11 protein-coding genes and 1 pseudogene are annotated in these 14,126 nt (G+C 68.3%); 7 read left to right on the top strand and 5 right to left on the bottom strand.

Translation table 11 applies throughout. The annotated features are described in order from the left end of the window. The first annotated feature begins 439 nt into the window (after positions 1-439). Positions 440-1,057, top strand: a complete 618-nt coding sequence (locus ABZ904_RS48130) for an IS607 family transposase (RefSeq protein ID WP_361830476.1) — start codon at positions 440-442, stop codon at positions 1,055-1,057. Then, positions 1,054-3,027, top strand: coding sequence for a zinc ribbon domain-containing protein (locus ABZ904_RS48125; RefSeq protein WP_361830474.1), 1,974 nt, complete (start codon positions 1,054-1,056; stop codon positions 3,025-3,027). Before ABZ904_RS48130 ends, ABZ904_RS48125 begins: the two co-directional genes overlap by 4 nt. Positions 3,028-3,042: 15 nt before the next feature. On the opposite strand, the pseudogene ABZ904_RS48120 reads toward ABZ904_RS48125, so the two are convergent. Continuing rightward, positions 3,043-3,235 (bottom strand): annotated as a pseudogene (locus ABZ904_RS48120) (Tn3 family transposase); the annotation flags it as partial. A 144-nt stretch (positions 3,236-3,379) separates the two neighbouring features. Here ABZ904_RS48120 and ABZ904_RS48115 point away from each other — a divergent pair. After that, positions 3,380-5,677: a hypothetical protein gene (locus tag ABZ904_RS48115; protein WP_361005313.1), complete on the top strand. Its 2,298-nt coding sequence runs from the start codon at positions 3,380-3,382 to the stop codon at positions 5,675-5,677. Between the two features lie 213 nt (positions 5,678-5,890). After that, a protein-coding gene (locus tag ABZ904_RS48110; protein WP_361005315.1) for an IS3 family transposase occupies positions 5,891-7,140 on the top strand; the annotation gives its coding sequence in 2 pieces (ribosomal slippage) (positions 5,891-6,146 and positions 6,146-7,140; 1,251 coding nt in all). 63 nt (positions 7,141-7,203) lie between these two features. On the opposite strand, the gene ABZ904_RS48105 is transcribed toward ABZ904_RS48110, so the two are convergent. Both ABZ904_RS48105 and ABZ904_RS48100 read right to left on the bottom strand, forming a co-directional pair. Continuing rightward, positions 7,204-8,091, bottom strand: coding sequence for an MBL fold metallo-hydrolase (locus ABZ904_RS48105; protein ID WP_361005318.1), 888 nt, complete (start codon positions 8,089-8,091; stop codon positions 7,204-7,206). Between the two features lie 476 nt (positions 8,092-8,567). Next, a complete protein-coding gene (locus ABZ904_RS48100) occupies positions 8,568-9,950 on the bottom strand; it encodes an FAD-dependent oxidoreductase (RefSeq protein WP_361830471.1) in 1,383 nt (460 codons plus the stop codon). 73 nt (positions 9,951-10,023) lie between these two features. Here ABZ904_RS48100 and ABZ904_RS48095 point away from each other — a divergent pair, with 73 nt between their 5' ends. Then, the gene (locus ABZ904_RS48095) at positions 10,024-10,704 is read left to right on the top strand and encodes a cupin domain-containing protein (protein WP_361005322.1); all 681 of its coding nucleotides are present in this window, start codon (positions 10,024-10,026) and stop codon (positions 10,702-10,704) included. Between the two features lies 1 nt (position 10,705). Here the strand turns inward: ABZ904_RS48095 and ABZ904_RS48090 are convergent, their stop codons facing one another. Next, positions 10,706-12,673: a SpoIIE family protein phosphatase gene (locus ABZ904_RS48090; RefSeq protein WP_361005324.1), complete on the bottom strand. Its 1,968-nt coding sequence runs from the start codon at positions 12,671-12,673 to the stop codon at positions 10,706-10,708. Between the two features lie 559 nt (positions 12,674-13,232). Between ABZ904_RS48090 and ABZ904_RS48085 the strand changes: the two genes are divergently transcribed. Next, complete coding sequence (locus ABZ904_RS48085; protein WP_361005327.1) at positions 13,233-13,346, top strand: DUF6417 family protein; 114 nt, start codon at positions 13,233-13,235, stop codon at positions 13,344-13,346. After that, the gene (locus ABZ904_RS48080) at positions 13,346-13,432 is read left to right on the top strand and encodes a DUF6417 family protein (protein ID WP_361005330.1); all 87 of its coding nucleotides are present in this window, start codon (positions 13,346-13,348) and stop codon (positions 13,430-13,432) included. The genes ABZ904_RS48085 and ABZ904_RS48080 overlap by 1 nt, the downstream gene beginning before the upstream one ends. A 467-nt stretch (positions 13,433-13,899) precedes the next feature. Here ABZ904_RS48080 and ABZ904_RS48075 read toward each other — a convergent pair. Next, positions 13,900-14,126: hypothetical protein (locus tag ABZ904_RS48075; protein ID WP_361830468.1), on the bottom strand; the 227-nt coding region annotated here is incomplete at its 5' end.

Below are 14,126 nucleotides of genomic sequence, written 5' to 3'. Positions count from 1 at the left end.
GAGGGCGGGCAGGTCGCGGACGTCATCGTCGCGGTGGCGAGCATCGACCCGGTGATGGGAGGCGTGGACCGGTGAGAGCCACGCAAGTGTGGTCGTCTTGTGCGCGGTTCCCGGCCGTGAGCCGGTAGCCCGGTACAGCAGCTCATCGATCCAGACCCACCGGTCGGCCGAACTGCCCAGCCCGGGCGCGAACCGAGACTTACAACTCACCGTCCTCCTCGCCCGCAGACGGCCCCCGCAGCGGCCTGCGGCCGGCTTCGGCCGGGCGGAAGAAGGCGTAGCAGCCCAGGAGTTGATGTGGTCGAACTGGAGCGGCGACAAGCGCGTCAGCAGGTCGTCGGTCACGGGGAAGCCGTCCGCGGCGAGCTGCTTGGCCGCCCGGTCCAGGTAGAGGCTCATCAATTTGCTTAGAGTTCCTCAGTGATCGTACGGTGATCGTGTGGAACTTCTTCGACTCTCAAAGGCCGCCAAACGTTTGGGTGTTCACCCCGTGACGCTTCGTCTTTGGGCTGACTCGGGGAAGATTCCAGTGACTTGGGTCGGGCGTGAGCGCCGGTTCTCCTCGATCGATGTGGAGGCGATGAAGGTCTCCACTGGTGGCGAGCGTGTCCGCCTGGAGGGCCTGTACGTGCGCGTGTCCGGCTCCCACGGGCAGGAATCCTTGCTTCAGGCGCAGGAGAAGGAGCTGCGGGCCACCTCCACCGGGGAGATCGTCAAGGTCTTCCGTGACCGGGCCTCTGGCCTGCGGGAGGACCGGCCCGGTCTGAGTCGGCTCCTGCGGGCCGTTGCTGACGGCTCGGTGACCGTCGTGCGGGTCACGCACGAGGACCGGCTCGCCCGGTTTGGTGGCGGCTGGCTCAAGCACCTGCTGTCTGTGTACGGCGCGAGTCTTGAGGTGCTGCACCCGAAGAAGCTCGGCAGCCGGGACGAACTCCTTGGGGACTTCGTGTCGCTGGTCACCATGTTCGCCGGCCGCCTGTATGGGATGCGGTCGGCTGAGAACCGGCGTCGCCTGCTGGCCGAGTCGGCCCAGTGCGACGCAGGGCGCGCCGCGTGAGTCGAAAGCTGCCGATCGGTAAGGGCAAGACCTCCCGCACCGCGTGCGCCCGCACCCTTGTGCGCACAGGCGTGGACGAGAAGACCGGCGAACGCCTGTCGCCGTCCGACGTGACGTTACGCGTCGGCTGGTGCGCGGACCTCGTGTCCAACATGGCCGCCGCCCTGCTGGACGAACACTGCAATACCAGCGATGTTGAAGTGCTGGCCTCCGGCGTCGACGCGGGCGGCCGGAAACTGCCGTCGAAGGCGTGGATGGCGCTGCGCCGTCTGGGCTGGAGTGCCGCCCCGCCCGAGGGCGTGAAGGTCAACGACCGGATCGTGCGCATGGCCCAGGAGCAGGCCGGGCGGGCGCTGCGCTCGGTGAAGTGGCGCGCCGATGTGGTTTTGGGGGTGCTGGCGACGTGGCCGGCCGATCCGAGCAAGCGCACCCCGAGAGAGTGGGATCAGGTTCGGGCGGCGATCTGTGGCGGGGAGCATCTGCCGTCCAGCATCATCAAGGCCCGCACCCGGCAGGTGGTCACGTATCTCAAGGCCAACGGCCGTCTGCCCGTGGACGTGTTCGAACTCGAAGGCGCCCCGAAGGTGGCGCGCCTGCTGCTGCTCGCCGCGTGCGACGGGCAGCAGGCCACGATCGAACGCTCCGAAACCGACACCGGGCAGGCGCTGCTACGGCTTCAGCTGCCCACCCGCCCCGACCCGGCCACTTACCGGGACTGGACATGGGTGGCCTGCCCCATCGCGCTGCCGCCGACGGTCCCCGCAGCGGCGGTGCTCCACCTTCCCACCCTTCGCCTCGCGGGTGACACCGTGCGCGCTGACCTGGCCTACACCCACGCCGTCCCCAAGGCCCACCGCACCGGTCATACGGTGGCGCTCGGCGTGGACTGGGGCCTGAACACGCTCCTCAGCGCGGGCGCCGTGCAACTGAACGGTGCCGGGCGGATCACCGCGCTCGGTGCCGGCGCCCAGTTCCGGGCCGCCGGTGTGCTCGCCAAGCAGCACCGCCTGCGCCGCCTCTCGGAGCGACTGCACACCAAGGCCGACCAGTATGAACGGCTGATCGCAGGCCACGACGACCACCAGCGTGCCCCCAAGCTGGACGTGCTGCGCAGCGAGATCCAGCACGTGTCCAACCGCCGGTCGAACCTCAACGACGCGCTCGCGTGGGCTGCCGCCAGGTGGGCCGTCGACCAGGCCATCGCGGCCGGGGCCACGGTGGTCTATGTCGAGGATCTGCGGTCGATGGAAGCGGGGGGCATGGGCCGCACCCTGAACACCCGCCTGTCCCAGCAGGTCCGCGGACAGATCGCCGACCGCATGCGGCACCTCGCCACCGAACAGGGCATCGCCGTCGTCACGGTTCCAGCCCGCAACACCTCCAAACTGTGCCCGCACTGCCTGACCCCGCTGCGGCACCGCAAAGCCCCCGACCAGCCCACCATCCCGGGATGGAAATGGGCCATCTGCCCCCACCAGGACTGCGGTTGGCAGGGCGACCGCGACCACGGTGCCTGGCGCCGTATCGCAGCCCGCGGCCTGGCCCACCAGGCCACGACCGTTTCCGACCGCGCCAGCGGCCACATGGTGATCCGGACGGTCCTCGACAACCTGGAAGCGAACGCGGTCGTCACACCGACTGCCAAGACCAGCCGGAAGGACCGGACCAAGACCGGCTCCACCCGGCGTCGTTCCCCACGCCCCGCGCCCAGGCGACGCAGGGCACCCTCCCCGGCACGGCCTCGCGGTCCTGCCGGCCAGCGTCCGGAGGGACACGCTCACACGGACCGGACCCGGCTGCCCCGCGCAGCCCACCGACACCAGGGCGTGAACACGATCAGCACACCCACCACCGGCCACCGGCCACGAGGAACGGCACTCGGCGCGGGATTCCACCTTCACGCCCACGCCTCCCCACCCCGGTGGGAAACGATCCCGGAAACTCAATCCCACTCAGGATCGCTCAGCTGATCAGAGACGCTGTTCCACAGCGTTCAGCGCCAGTCCCAGCGCCCCAAGCTGGTCCATGCCCTCGCGGTAGTGCTGGCGCAGCTCGCCGCGCTGGCCGAAGAAGATCCGCCGGGCCGGGCGGTGCCGGGGCCTCGGTGAGGTTGAGCTGCTTGCCGATCATGCGCCGGTAGCCGTCGTCGGAGACGAACTGCAGCAGGTGCAGCGTCTCAAGACCGGGAGCATGTCGGCGAGGTTCCACCAGAAGATGGCCGAGATAGACGGCCGGCTCCGTCCGCTGCGGTGCACCACTTGGTGCGGGTGAAGCGGGCTTCTTGCGGCACGGGCTGCTGTGCTGTGCCGCTACGCTGCCCGGGTGAGCACCCCTACACCTCTGCGACTTGACCTTGCGTCCTTTCTCGCCTGGGCCGAGCGGCGCGGCACTCCGCTCGATGCACGTGCCGCCGAGGCTGTGCTCGGCCTGCTCGCGCTGAGCGGGGCGCGCTGCCGGCCCGGCTTGCCGGAGCCTACTGAGGAGCTGGTGGAGGAGCTGCTGCACACCCTGCTGCCGCTGTACGTGAGCGCAACCGAGGCCGAGCTGCCCGGCTTTTCGTCTGCGGTGGTCGCGCTCGCCGACCGTACCCATGAAGCGGGCAGGCTCAACGCCAAACGGCACGCCAGGCTGGTGGCCCGGGTGCAGGAGCTGGCGGAGGGCTTCGCTCAGATGATGACCAGCCCGCAGCGCGTCACCTGGGCGCGGCTGTACGGCAACCTGCTGCGGGCCGAGGGCGTGGAGGCCGCCGACGCGCGGGCCGTGCGCGCCTGGCTGGAGGCGTTCGCCGCCCGCCCGTATGCACAGCGGCAGACGGCGCTCGGCCTCGCCGTCGCGGACGGCCCGCTCGCCGCAGCCGGCTGGCTACGCGCGCTGACTGGAGAACGCTCCCGGCAGGCCCGCTCCCTGCTTGCCGGGCGTCTGCAGGCCGTGGCCCTGGGCGAGCAGGTGCGGCCCCCATCCGGTCAGGCGCCGCTGATCCCCGACGCCCCGCAAGGCGAGCCGGACGTCCCGGAGGAGCAGGAGGACGCCTGGTACGACGCCCAGGCCAGCGTGCTCTCGGACCGCTGGACGGCAGCTGGGCTCGACGCCCTGCTGCGCGGCCCGTACGCGCACCTGGCACCCGGCGGCCGCAGCCCCGCGCCGCTGCTCGGCATCGTCGGCGAATTGGCCACCCAGCACCTCGAGACGTTCGGCTCAAAGCCTTCCCCGCTACCTCCACCGCCCCTGCCAGCCTCCCCCGAAGAGCAGGCCGCCCAACTGCGCGCCGCGCCGCTGCCGCAGGCCCTCGCGCAGGCAGCCGCCAACCCGGACACCGCGGATGAGCAGGTGCGTGAGCTGGCGCTGGACAGCAGCTTCCTGACCGTCGACGCGCACGGCGCACCCATCCCGGGGCCGACCGCCGAGGTATGGCAGCACGGCGGGCCTGCCGAGCTGGCCGGGCTCGCCCTGGACCTCCTGGGCGCGCTGCTGGCGCAGCTGGCCACAGACGAGGAAACCGCCGAGGAGTTCCCCGGCGAACACCTCGGCCCGCTCTACTTCCTCTACCAGCAGGCCGGGGTGGCCCAGTCGGTAGCCCGGCAGGCCGCACAGGAGGAGCTGTGGATCGTTCCGCTGGGGCACCAGGCCGCCCCCGATGCGTCCGTCCCGGCCACCGGTCCGTATGAACTCCCCGCTCCCGAGGCCCTGTCCGCGGTCACCGGCATCCCCGCACTGAACGAGGCGGACCGCGACGACCTGCAGCCGGCCGCCGCCCGCCTGGCACGCGTCATGGACCGGCTGGCCGGACTCGGCATCGCCGAGCGCACCGGCGACGCGCTCACCCTCACCCCACTCGGCTCGGCCCTGCTGCGCGACGCTCTCCTCCTGGGCGCCAGCGGGGCCGACGACGGCGCCTTCCCCACCCAGCCACAGGTGCGCACCTGGGCTGCGGACCGGCTGGTGGCCGCTGCTCAGCACTGGCCGCCGGCCGCGGCCCGTCAGGTGCTCGGCGACTGGCTGACCGAACGCGGCGCCGACGGCTGGCCCGCACTGCTGGCCGCGCTCGCCGCCACCCGTCCTGGGCCGGACGCCGCCGACCGGCGCGCGCTGCTCGGCCTGCTCGACCTGACGGCCGCACCCGCGCATGCACTGCACGCCCAGCTGGCCGACCCGGTGCTCGGCGGCTACGCGGAACGCGCCCTGCGCGAGCGAGGCCTGACGCCCGACGCCTCCGCGGTGCCCTCCGCAGCCCGCGCGGTGCTCCTGGTCGACGAACTCGAAGCAGTGCGCCAAGCGGCCTCTCTCACCCACCGCCTGACCGCCGCTCCCGAGCAGCACGAACCGGAGCTGCCGGTCCAGGTACACGCGGCCTTCGACAAGGCCGCGGCCGACTGGCCCGGCGGCGGCCCGCCCCTGCTCACCGCACTCGCGGACGCAGACCCGTACCAATCCGCCTTCCTCGCACAACAGCTCACCCACCACCCTGACCCCGCCATCGCCGAAGCAGCCCGCCACGCCTGGCGGGCATACCGCAGCGACAGGAATGCCGCGCTCACCAGCCATCCGCGCAAGGCGAAGCCCAACTCCCAACGGAAGCGCCCGGCAGCCAAGCGCTCCGCGAAAAAGCGCAAACGGCGCTAATTCGGCTGAAGATGGGCTCCGTCGGGGCGTGTTGGTGACTGTGTGCGAGTCCTTGACGACGTAGTCCCGGCCGCGGGGGATCGAGCCGGGGCTCCGTCGTGCCGGCGTCAGTTCGATGCTGTCCCGCCAAGTGGTGGAGCAGCGATCTGAGGCGACCCCCGTGGTGTGGACACTCTGACAATGGATCTTGCAGATCCGAGGGAAGGTGTCCTGGTGGGACGTAGGTCTCCGTATCCGGTGGAGTTCAGGAACGATGCTGTCGCGCTGTACCGTGCGGCGGGCGGGAAGCGCACGTATGCGGCGGTCGCGGCGGATGTCGGGGTGACCGGTGAGACCCTGCGGAGCTGGGTGCGCCAGGCCGACGAACAGGCGGGCCGCGATCACGGCCGCGGCGAGCAGGGCGCGGAGAGACGGGACGAGGAACTGGCCCGGCTGCGCGCGGAGAACGGCCGGCTGCGCAAGGCAGAGAAGGAATGGGAACTCGAGCGGGAGATCCTGCGTCGGGCAGCCGCCTATTTCGCGAAGGAGATGAAGTGAAGACCCCTCCCCAAGCTCTGCGAGCAGGGGATACCCCATGCTGGGACTTCGTCTCCGCCCACGCAGAAGTCTTCGGCGTTCAGCGGATATGCCGGGTCCTTGAGGTCTCGCGCTCGGGCTACCACCGGTGGCTCGCCGGCGCGAAGGCCCGTCGAGAGCGGCAGGCCGCCGACGACGCCCTGCTCGTGGAGATCCGCGAGATCCATACCGAGCACAAGGGCACCTACGGAGTCCGGCGCACCATTGCGGAGCTGCGCGGCTTCGGGCACACCATCAACCGCAAGCGGGTCGAGCGCCTGATGCGCCGGCACGGTATCGAGGGCCGGCACCTACGGCGCCGCAAGCGCACCACGGTCCCCGACCGGCTTGCACCACCGGCCCTGGATCTCGTCCAACGCAACTTCTCCGCCAGGCAGTTGAACGAGAAGTGGTGCGGCGACATCACATACGTGCAGGCCGGCGGGACGTGGCTGTATCTCGCCTGCGTCATCGACATCTGCTCCCGCCGAGTGCTCGGCTGGTCGATGGCCACTCACATGCGCACGGAACTGGCCATCGACGCCCTGACGATGGCCGTGGCGACCTGCGGCGGCCACGTGGACGGGGTGATCTTCCATGCGGACAGGGGCTCGCAGTACGCATCGGCCGCGTTCGCGCAGGTCTGCGACGGTTTCGGGATCCGCAGGAGTATGGGCCGGGTCGGCTCGAGCTACGACAACGCCTTCGCCGAGTCGTTCTGGCAGGGACTCAAGAGGGAGACGATGCACCAGAGGCTGTTCTTCACGATGCGTCAGGCGAGGCTGGAGATCTTCCAGTGGCTCACTTACTACAACGCCGGCAGGCGCCACAGCGCCCTCAACTACCTCTCGCCAGTCGAATTCGAACAACAACAGCAGAGAGCACGTAAACTCACACTCGCAGCATGAACCCCCATGTCCACACTCCGGGGGACGCCTCACTTCTCAGTGCCGCGGTTGTGCGCACGCTGCTCATTTCGCGTTCAGCACTGCGGGGATGTTGACCTGGAAGTGGATGAATTCGTACATGCTGTAGTCGCTGTATTCCTTCATCGCGAGCGCTTCGCGGACCTGAGCGGCTGACAATCCCTTGTTTTGCGCGTCCCGTGCCAGGCTGGTCAGCTTCTCGAGGTAGGTGATCGAGTGCAGGATGTCTGCACGGCGCATAGTCCGGCCGTGGCCCGGCACGATCAGGGTGTCATCGTCGAGGATGTCATGCAGGCGCCGGTAGGTGACGAGCGCCTCGTCGGCCCGCCCCTCCAACAGCCAGGGGTATGCCGGGGGCGGCGCCTGCAGCATGTTCCCGACGAAGACGATGTTGTCTTCGCGTATGCGGACGACCAGGTCGCCGTCGGTCTGGGCGTAGCCGATGTGCTCGATGTCCACATGCTTGCCCCCCAGGTCTACGGAGCACGACCCGGAGACCGTAACGTCCGCTGAGCGGGCTACCGCCTCCTCGATGCCGGCGTCCGCGCCGAGCAAGTCGATCATGAAGGCGCGGTCCTGCTCGAAGCGCTCGTCGATCACACGCTTGGTCGCCTCATGGTGAATGATCACCGTCTGCGCAGGAAAGGCGAAATTTCCGAAGCAATGATCGCCGTGGAAACTGGTGTTGACCAAGAACCGGATGGGCAGCGCGGTCATTTTGCGCACCTCGCCGATGACCTGGGACGCCAAACGGCCGTTGCTCAGGGATTCGACCACGAGCACTCCCGAATCACCCACGACGAAGCCGGCGTTGGTCGCGGTGTGGTCGGTGTCGTCGACGTCTGTCGCCATGACTGCGTATACGCCGTCGGCGAGTTCGCGCGCGCGCATCTGGACATCGGCAAGTTCGAAAGGTCTGTTCTTCTGCTGCATGGTTCTTTGTCTCTTCTGGAAGGCGGGACGGCTGGTCGATCTCGTTCAGCTCCCGCGTTGAGGCATGCCTTCGTTCGCAAGGAGGACTGAGCCGGACAACGGTCAGGAGCGCCGTGGTGCCTGGTGTGCGAGCACGTGGGTGATTGAGGTGGTGAGCGCTGCGTCTGGCAGTCGGCGTCGTTGGCGCGCACGTCGTAGATCGCGCGAACGTCGACTGGCTCCGGCCGCAGAGCGAGGGCGATGGCTTTCCCCTCCTTCTGCACCCTCTCAGCGGGTTGGGCCTTTCCTCGACGTATGCACGGGTTCCCGCCGTTCTTTGGACCTGTCCTATTCGTCTCATGGTTGGATGGCAGTTGCATCCCGCTCAGATGCGGGCTTCCGTCGATGCCACGTGAAGGGTGTTGAGGCATGCGACCTGGGCCTGGTCGCACGCTGTGGCTGGGTAGATGCCTGCCGTGCACAGCTAGGTAGGTTAGTTAGAGGACCTTGTCGAAGACCTCGTTGAGGGCTTCGGTCGAGCTCGGGTGGGTGTAGATCGAGTCGCGGAGCTGCGTGGCCGTGATGTTGTGCCGCATGGCGAGCGCGACGGTGTTGATGATCTCCTGAGCGTCGATGCTGAGCAGAGCGGCCCCGAGAATCAGGTCGGTGTCCGAGTCCACGACGAACTTCATGACGCCGCGGGTCTCCTCGACGGTGTAGGCGCGGGGCATGGCCACGATGTCCGCGACCTTCTCCCGCGAGACCTTGATGTTGAGTCCTTGCGCACGCGCCTGGCTCTCGGTCAGTCCCACGGTGGCGAGCGGGGGTGTGATGAACAGGGTGTGAGGCACTGCCCTGCGGTCACTCGTGGTGCGCTTGCCCTCACCCAGGAGCTGGTCCAGGACGATGCGCGCGTCGTCCAGGGAGATGTAGGTGAACTGCTCGCCTCCGTTGACGTCGCCGAGTGCGTAGATGTGCGGTTGGCTGCTGCGCAGGTATTCGTCCACCACGATCGCGCCGTTCGGCGCAGTCCGGACGCCGGCGGCATCGAGTCGGAGGCCGTCCGTGACGGGTCGGCGCCCGGTGGCGGGCAGCAGCGCGGAGGCCTCGACACTGTGTGTCCGCCCGTCCTTCTCGTACATGACCGTCGAGACGGCGCCGCTGTCACGTACCTCGGTGACCTTCGCGCCGGTGATGACGCGGATGCCATCGCCGGTGAGGATCTCCTCGACGGACTGGGCGATGTCCTCGTCCTCCCGTGGCAGGAGCCGGCCGGCTGCTTCGAGGACCGTGACCTCGGTGCCGAAGTGCCGGTAGATGCCCGCGAACTCCAGGCCGAGGTATCCGCCTCCCAGGACGACGAGCCGCTCGGGCAGGTTCTGCGTGCGGGTGAGCTCCGTGCTGGAGACAAGGTGGGAGCTGCTCGCGAGGCCGGGAATCGGGGGGATCACCGGCTCGGACCCGGTGTTGACCAGGATCGTGGAGGCGGTGACGGTGATGATGTCCGGTCCCTCTCCGACGGCGACAGTGTGCGGATCGACGAGCCGGGCCGTGCCGGTGATGACCGTCGCGGTGTCCTTGCCGTTCAGCGCATCGAAGTTGCCGGCGCGGAAGGCACTGGTCAGCGCGCGGACGCCGGCGATCGAGTGGGCGAAGAACTCCTGCGCGTCGTCCTTGAGGCGCTTGGAGTTCGCGTAGTGGACGAGCATTTTGGTCGGTACACAGCCGACGTTCGGGCAGGTCCCGCCATACATGTTCTCGGACTGCTCGATCAGGACCACTCGGCGGCCGGCGTCGGCGAGCACACGAGCGGCGGTCTTGCCGCCCTTGCCGAAGCCGATGACCAGAATATCCGCGGTGAGCGCTGTAGTGATCTCCATGTCTCGAGTCTGCGGCGCGGCCACTGGTACAACTAGACTCGATCGTCTCGCTTTCCTGCCCGAAAGTCTCATCATGGACTCAGTCAGCCGACTGCTGCGCATGGCCCGCCTCGAGGCCGGCCTCGACAAGCGCTGCCTGCTCGGAGCCGGTACCAGGATGGACGTGCCGGCATACGGCGAGCTGGAGGCACCCTTCCACGTGCTGCTGGAAGGCGCATGCCGGTTGCAGGTGGGCACGGTCCTGCTCGACCTGCACCCCGGAGACGTGGTGATGATCCCGAGCGGCGGCCCGCACCGGGTGATCACCGACGGCGAAGCAGGCCCGACGGGGACGACGGAGACCGCCGACGACGTGTTCGTGACCACGCGCAGCGAGCACGGCGGCAAGCCCGTCATCGACCTTTTCTGCGGGCACTACACCTTCGACGCCGGTACGGGCTCGCTGCTGTTCGCAAGCCTGCCCGACCCGGTGCACGTCTCCTTCGGGCAGTCGGCCGAGAGCGACGAGGTGCTGCGTATGCTGAGCGCCCTGATGCGCGGTGAGGCGCGACGCGAGGGCGAGGGCACCGCTGCGATCCTCTCTGCTCTGTGCACCGTGCTGCTGGCGATGGTGCTGCGCACCTCGCGGGGCGACACCACGCGGTCCACCCTGTGGACCGCGGCGGCCGACGGCCGCATCGCGGATCCGAACCTGGAACAGGCCCTAGGACCAACCCGCCTTGCCGTCAACCCGCGCTATCGCCCAGTTCAATGAGCTACCGGTAGCGGGGCCGGGCGAGGAGAACGGCGACGTCGTCTTGTGAGGGCGTGAGGAGTAGGTGAGTGAGGAGGCGGTCGCGGGTCTCCTCCAGTGTCCGGTTCGGTTTGCGCAGTGCTCGGGCGAGCTGGTTGAGGCCGTGGTCCAGGTCGGTGTGGTGGCTTTCGATGAGTCCGTCGGTGTAGAGGGCGAGGAGGGTGCCCGGTGGCAGTGGCACGTGCTCGGTGTCGAAGGGATCGTCCAGGCCGGTGCCCAGTGGGGCACCGCAGGGGGCGTCGAGGAATCTGACCGTGCCGTGGGGGTCGGCGAGGGCGGGTGGAGGGTGGCCCGCTCTGGTGATCAGGCAGCTGGACGTGGCGGGGTCGTAGACGGCGTAGGCGCAGGTGGCCAGTTCGCAGTCGCCGAGATCGGCGACGGTGTTGTCCAGGTAGTGCAGCAGGCGGCCCGGTGGGACGTTCTGACAGGCCAGGGTGCGGGCCACGACGCGTAGTTGGCCCATGACGGCTGCGGCTCGGATGCCGTGGCCCATGACGTCCCCGATGATCAGGCCGGTCTTGCTGTCGGGAAGCGTGAGCACGTCGAGCCAGTCGCCGCCCACTTCGTTGTCGCTGCTGGCGGGCAGGTAGCCGCTGGCCAGCTCAAGCCCGGGTACGGTGGGCAGCGGCTTGATGAAACTGCGTTGCAAGGTGAGGGCCGCTTCGCGGCGGCTGGCATACAGGCGTGCGTTGTCGAAGTTCAAAGCGGCCCTGGCCACCAACTCGTCGATAAGCACGGTGTCCTGTTCGTCGAACGGTTCACTGCGGGTGCGGGTGGCGATCACCAGACCCAGCACCTTGCCCCGGGCATACAACGGGATGACGCGCGCCCAGCCCGGCGAACTGGCGGCGAACAGGCCGCAGCCCGGGCCGGCCGGCACGGCCTTCAGCGCCGGGAGGGGCAGCGGCACCGTGCGGGGACGCCCCTCGGTGAGAGAAGTCGAATACACCGAGTCTGGAGGGACACGGTAGGTGACCTCGAGTGCGGACCGCTGCGCCGGTGCAGCAGAACCGGGCCCTGCCACGGCCAGGCAGTGCAGCAGCCCATGCGTGGATACACCGACGTCGTCGGGGGCCAGCACTGCCTCCAGCAGGAGCACCTCGGCGGTGTCGGCGAGCTGGGGCACGAGCATCTGTGCCAGTGCTTGAGCTGCCTGCCGAAGGTCCAAGGTGGTGCCGATGCGCTCACCGGCTTCAGCCAACAGCGCGAACCGCTGGCGCGCCTGCTCGGCCCGCACGTGGTCGACCTGCCCCTGGGTGATGTCGATGACCGAGGCGATCACGCCGAGTGGCTCGCCGTCGCTGTCAGTCAATGGGGCGTAGGAACACGACCAGATTCGGTCCTGGTCGGGTCTGGCCGCAGTGCGACCGGTCCGCAGGTCGACCACGGCGCGGCCGGTCTTGAGCACCTGCCGCATGGAGGCCTCCGCTGCCACATGGTCGATGCCGGGCGCTACCTCGCCGATCTGCTTGCCCACATGCCCGGCCGGGGACAGGCCGTTCATGGCGGCCAGCGCATCGTTGACCCGCACAAAACGCAGCTCGCAATCAAAGAGCGCCAGGCCGATCGGCGACTGGCCGAACAGGCCCTCGAGGGCGGCCAGCGAGTCCCGCATCCGCCGCACGGCAGAGGTCTCGGCGGCGATCACCAGCGTGCCAGGTCGCCCCTGGGGATCGGGGATCGGAGAGATCCACATCTCCATCTCGACCAGATGCCCGTCCCTGTGCAGCACCGGATACGCCCCCACCACGGGCTCTCCCGCATGGGCCTGCGCAATGAGCTCCCGGGCCAGTTCTCGGTTGGACTCCGGAACCAGCAGGGAAATCCCGTACTGGCCCAGCATGTCACTGGCCCGCCAGCCCAGCAGATCCTCCGCGGCCAGCGCCCACTGCCATACACGCCCGTCGTGATCGCTGGCCCATACCGCCATGGGAAGCAGGTCACGGAATACCCCCGGATGTCCGACCACCGGCTGAGCGGGTACACCGGCACCGCCACCAGATTCTGAGTGCCGGCCCATGGGGTGAACCATGCGAAGCCCTCACTGACCTGAAGGGAGGACCAAGCCTCCACAAGCCCCCTTCGCCTTCCGTCTGGCAGCCGCCGGTACCAGCGATTCACAATCCGCGGCTAACAGACCAGGATATATCCTCGCATTTCCACCTAACGGCTCTTTCTCTCTTTGCGGCCCAGCACGGGCAGCGAGGACTTGAGACACGACGCTCAGATCAGCACCGCGGCGGGCGGATCATGTGCCGGGTGCCTATGGTTGTACAACGCGTGATGGTGAGGGGCAGTGTCCCTGGGCCTCACCTGTCGCCCATAAAGGCGATCATTCGGCTGAAGCCTCATGGAACCTTTCGCCGAGAGGCGGACCGCCCTTCACGACCACACTTCGCTCATCAGCCCAACCGGTGCCCTCGCCGGCCGAGGCTGTTCTCGTCACCGCAGGCGTGTGACCGACCGGGAGTCGACGCCGTTGCCCGTTCATGCACGCCTACGATCACCTCGACCTCGACGAGATCGACTTCGCTCCGGTCGAGCACACGATCGAGCGCCTGGCCCTCCTCTGGAGGCGCATGATCTGCTGCGCTTGCTGGTGATGGTTGCCCAGGCCGGCGGACCGATGTCCGCCGAGGCGGACCGGCCGGCGCGGGAGATCGCCGCTCGCATCCCCTCGGAGGACTGACCGCATCGCCCAGATGGACCGCATATATGGGGCCGCACCCGAATCCCGGGTGCGGCCGTAACGCGTTCCGATACCTCAACCCCTACCCCCATCATTTTCAGGAAGGGATAAAGCCGTCCTGATGCGCAGGATGTTCACACGGGCAGGCTGTGGACGATCACGTAATTCATTTCCCCAGGTGCTCGCCGTAGGGCGGCTGAGGTGGGGGCCTGGTCAGTCTGACCAGAGCACGACGAGAAGATGGCACTGAGCTGCCTCGAGGTGGAAGTCACGCAGGGCGTTGAAGCCAGCCACTTCCTGGCCTTCACCAGCATCGCCTGCACCCTCATCTGCTACCGCTGACTCGCCACGACAGCCGTCAGTTGCGATCCAAAGCGGGGCGACCTACCAGTGGTGCTAGATCTCTCCTGGATTGACGTCCCATGAGGATCCCGCGATGTCCCCTGTATTGAAGAACACGGCCCAGTTCACGACGGTATCGCCCGCGCGCTGGGCCCCTCGATCTGTCGATCGAACTCGAAGTCTGGCCAAGAAAGGTCGCCTGCAGGGCTGAACCAGATTCCCTTCCCGTGCTCCAGCGCCCACGCCTCCATCTCCGAGGTCTCGGCGACGGGTGAAAACGGACCGCTGATCGGCGGATGAACGGTGACCCACTTCGCGATCTTCTGATCATCCTGATCTTCTTCGAGGGTCA

The organism is Streptomyces sp. NPDC046900, assembly GCF_040644975.1.
Taxonomy (GTDB): Bacteria; Actinomycetota; Actinomycetes; order Streptomycetales; family Streptomycetaceae; genus Streptomyces.
The sequence above is the reverse complement of the archived record's forward strand: the minus strand, read 5'-3'. Positions and strand labels throughout refer to the sequence as shown.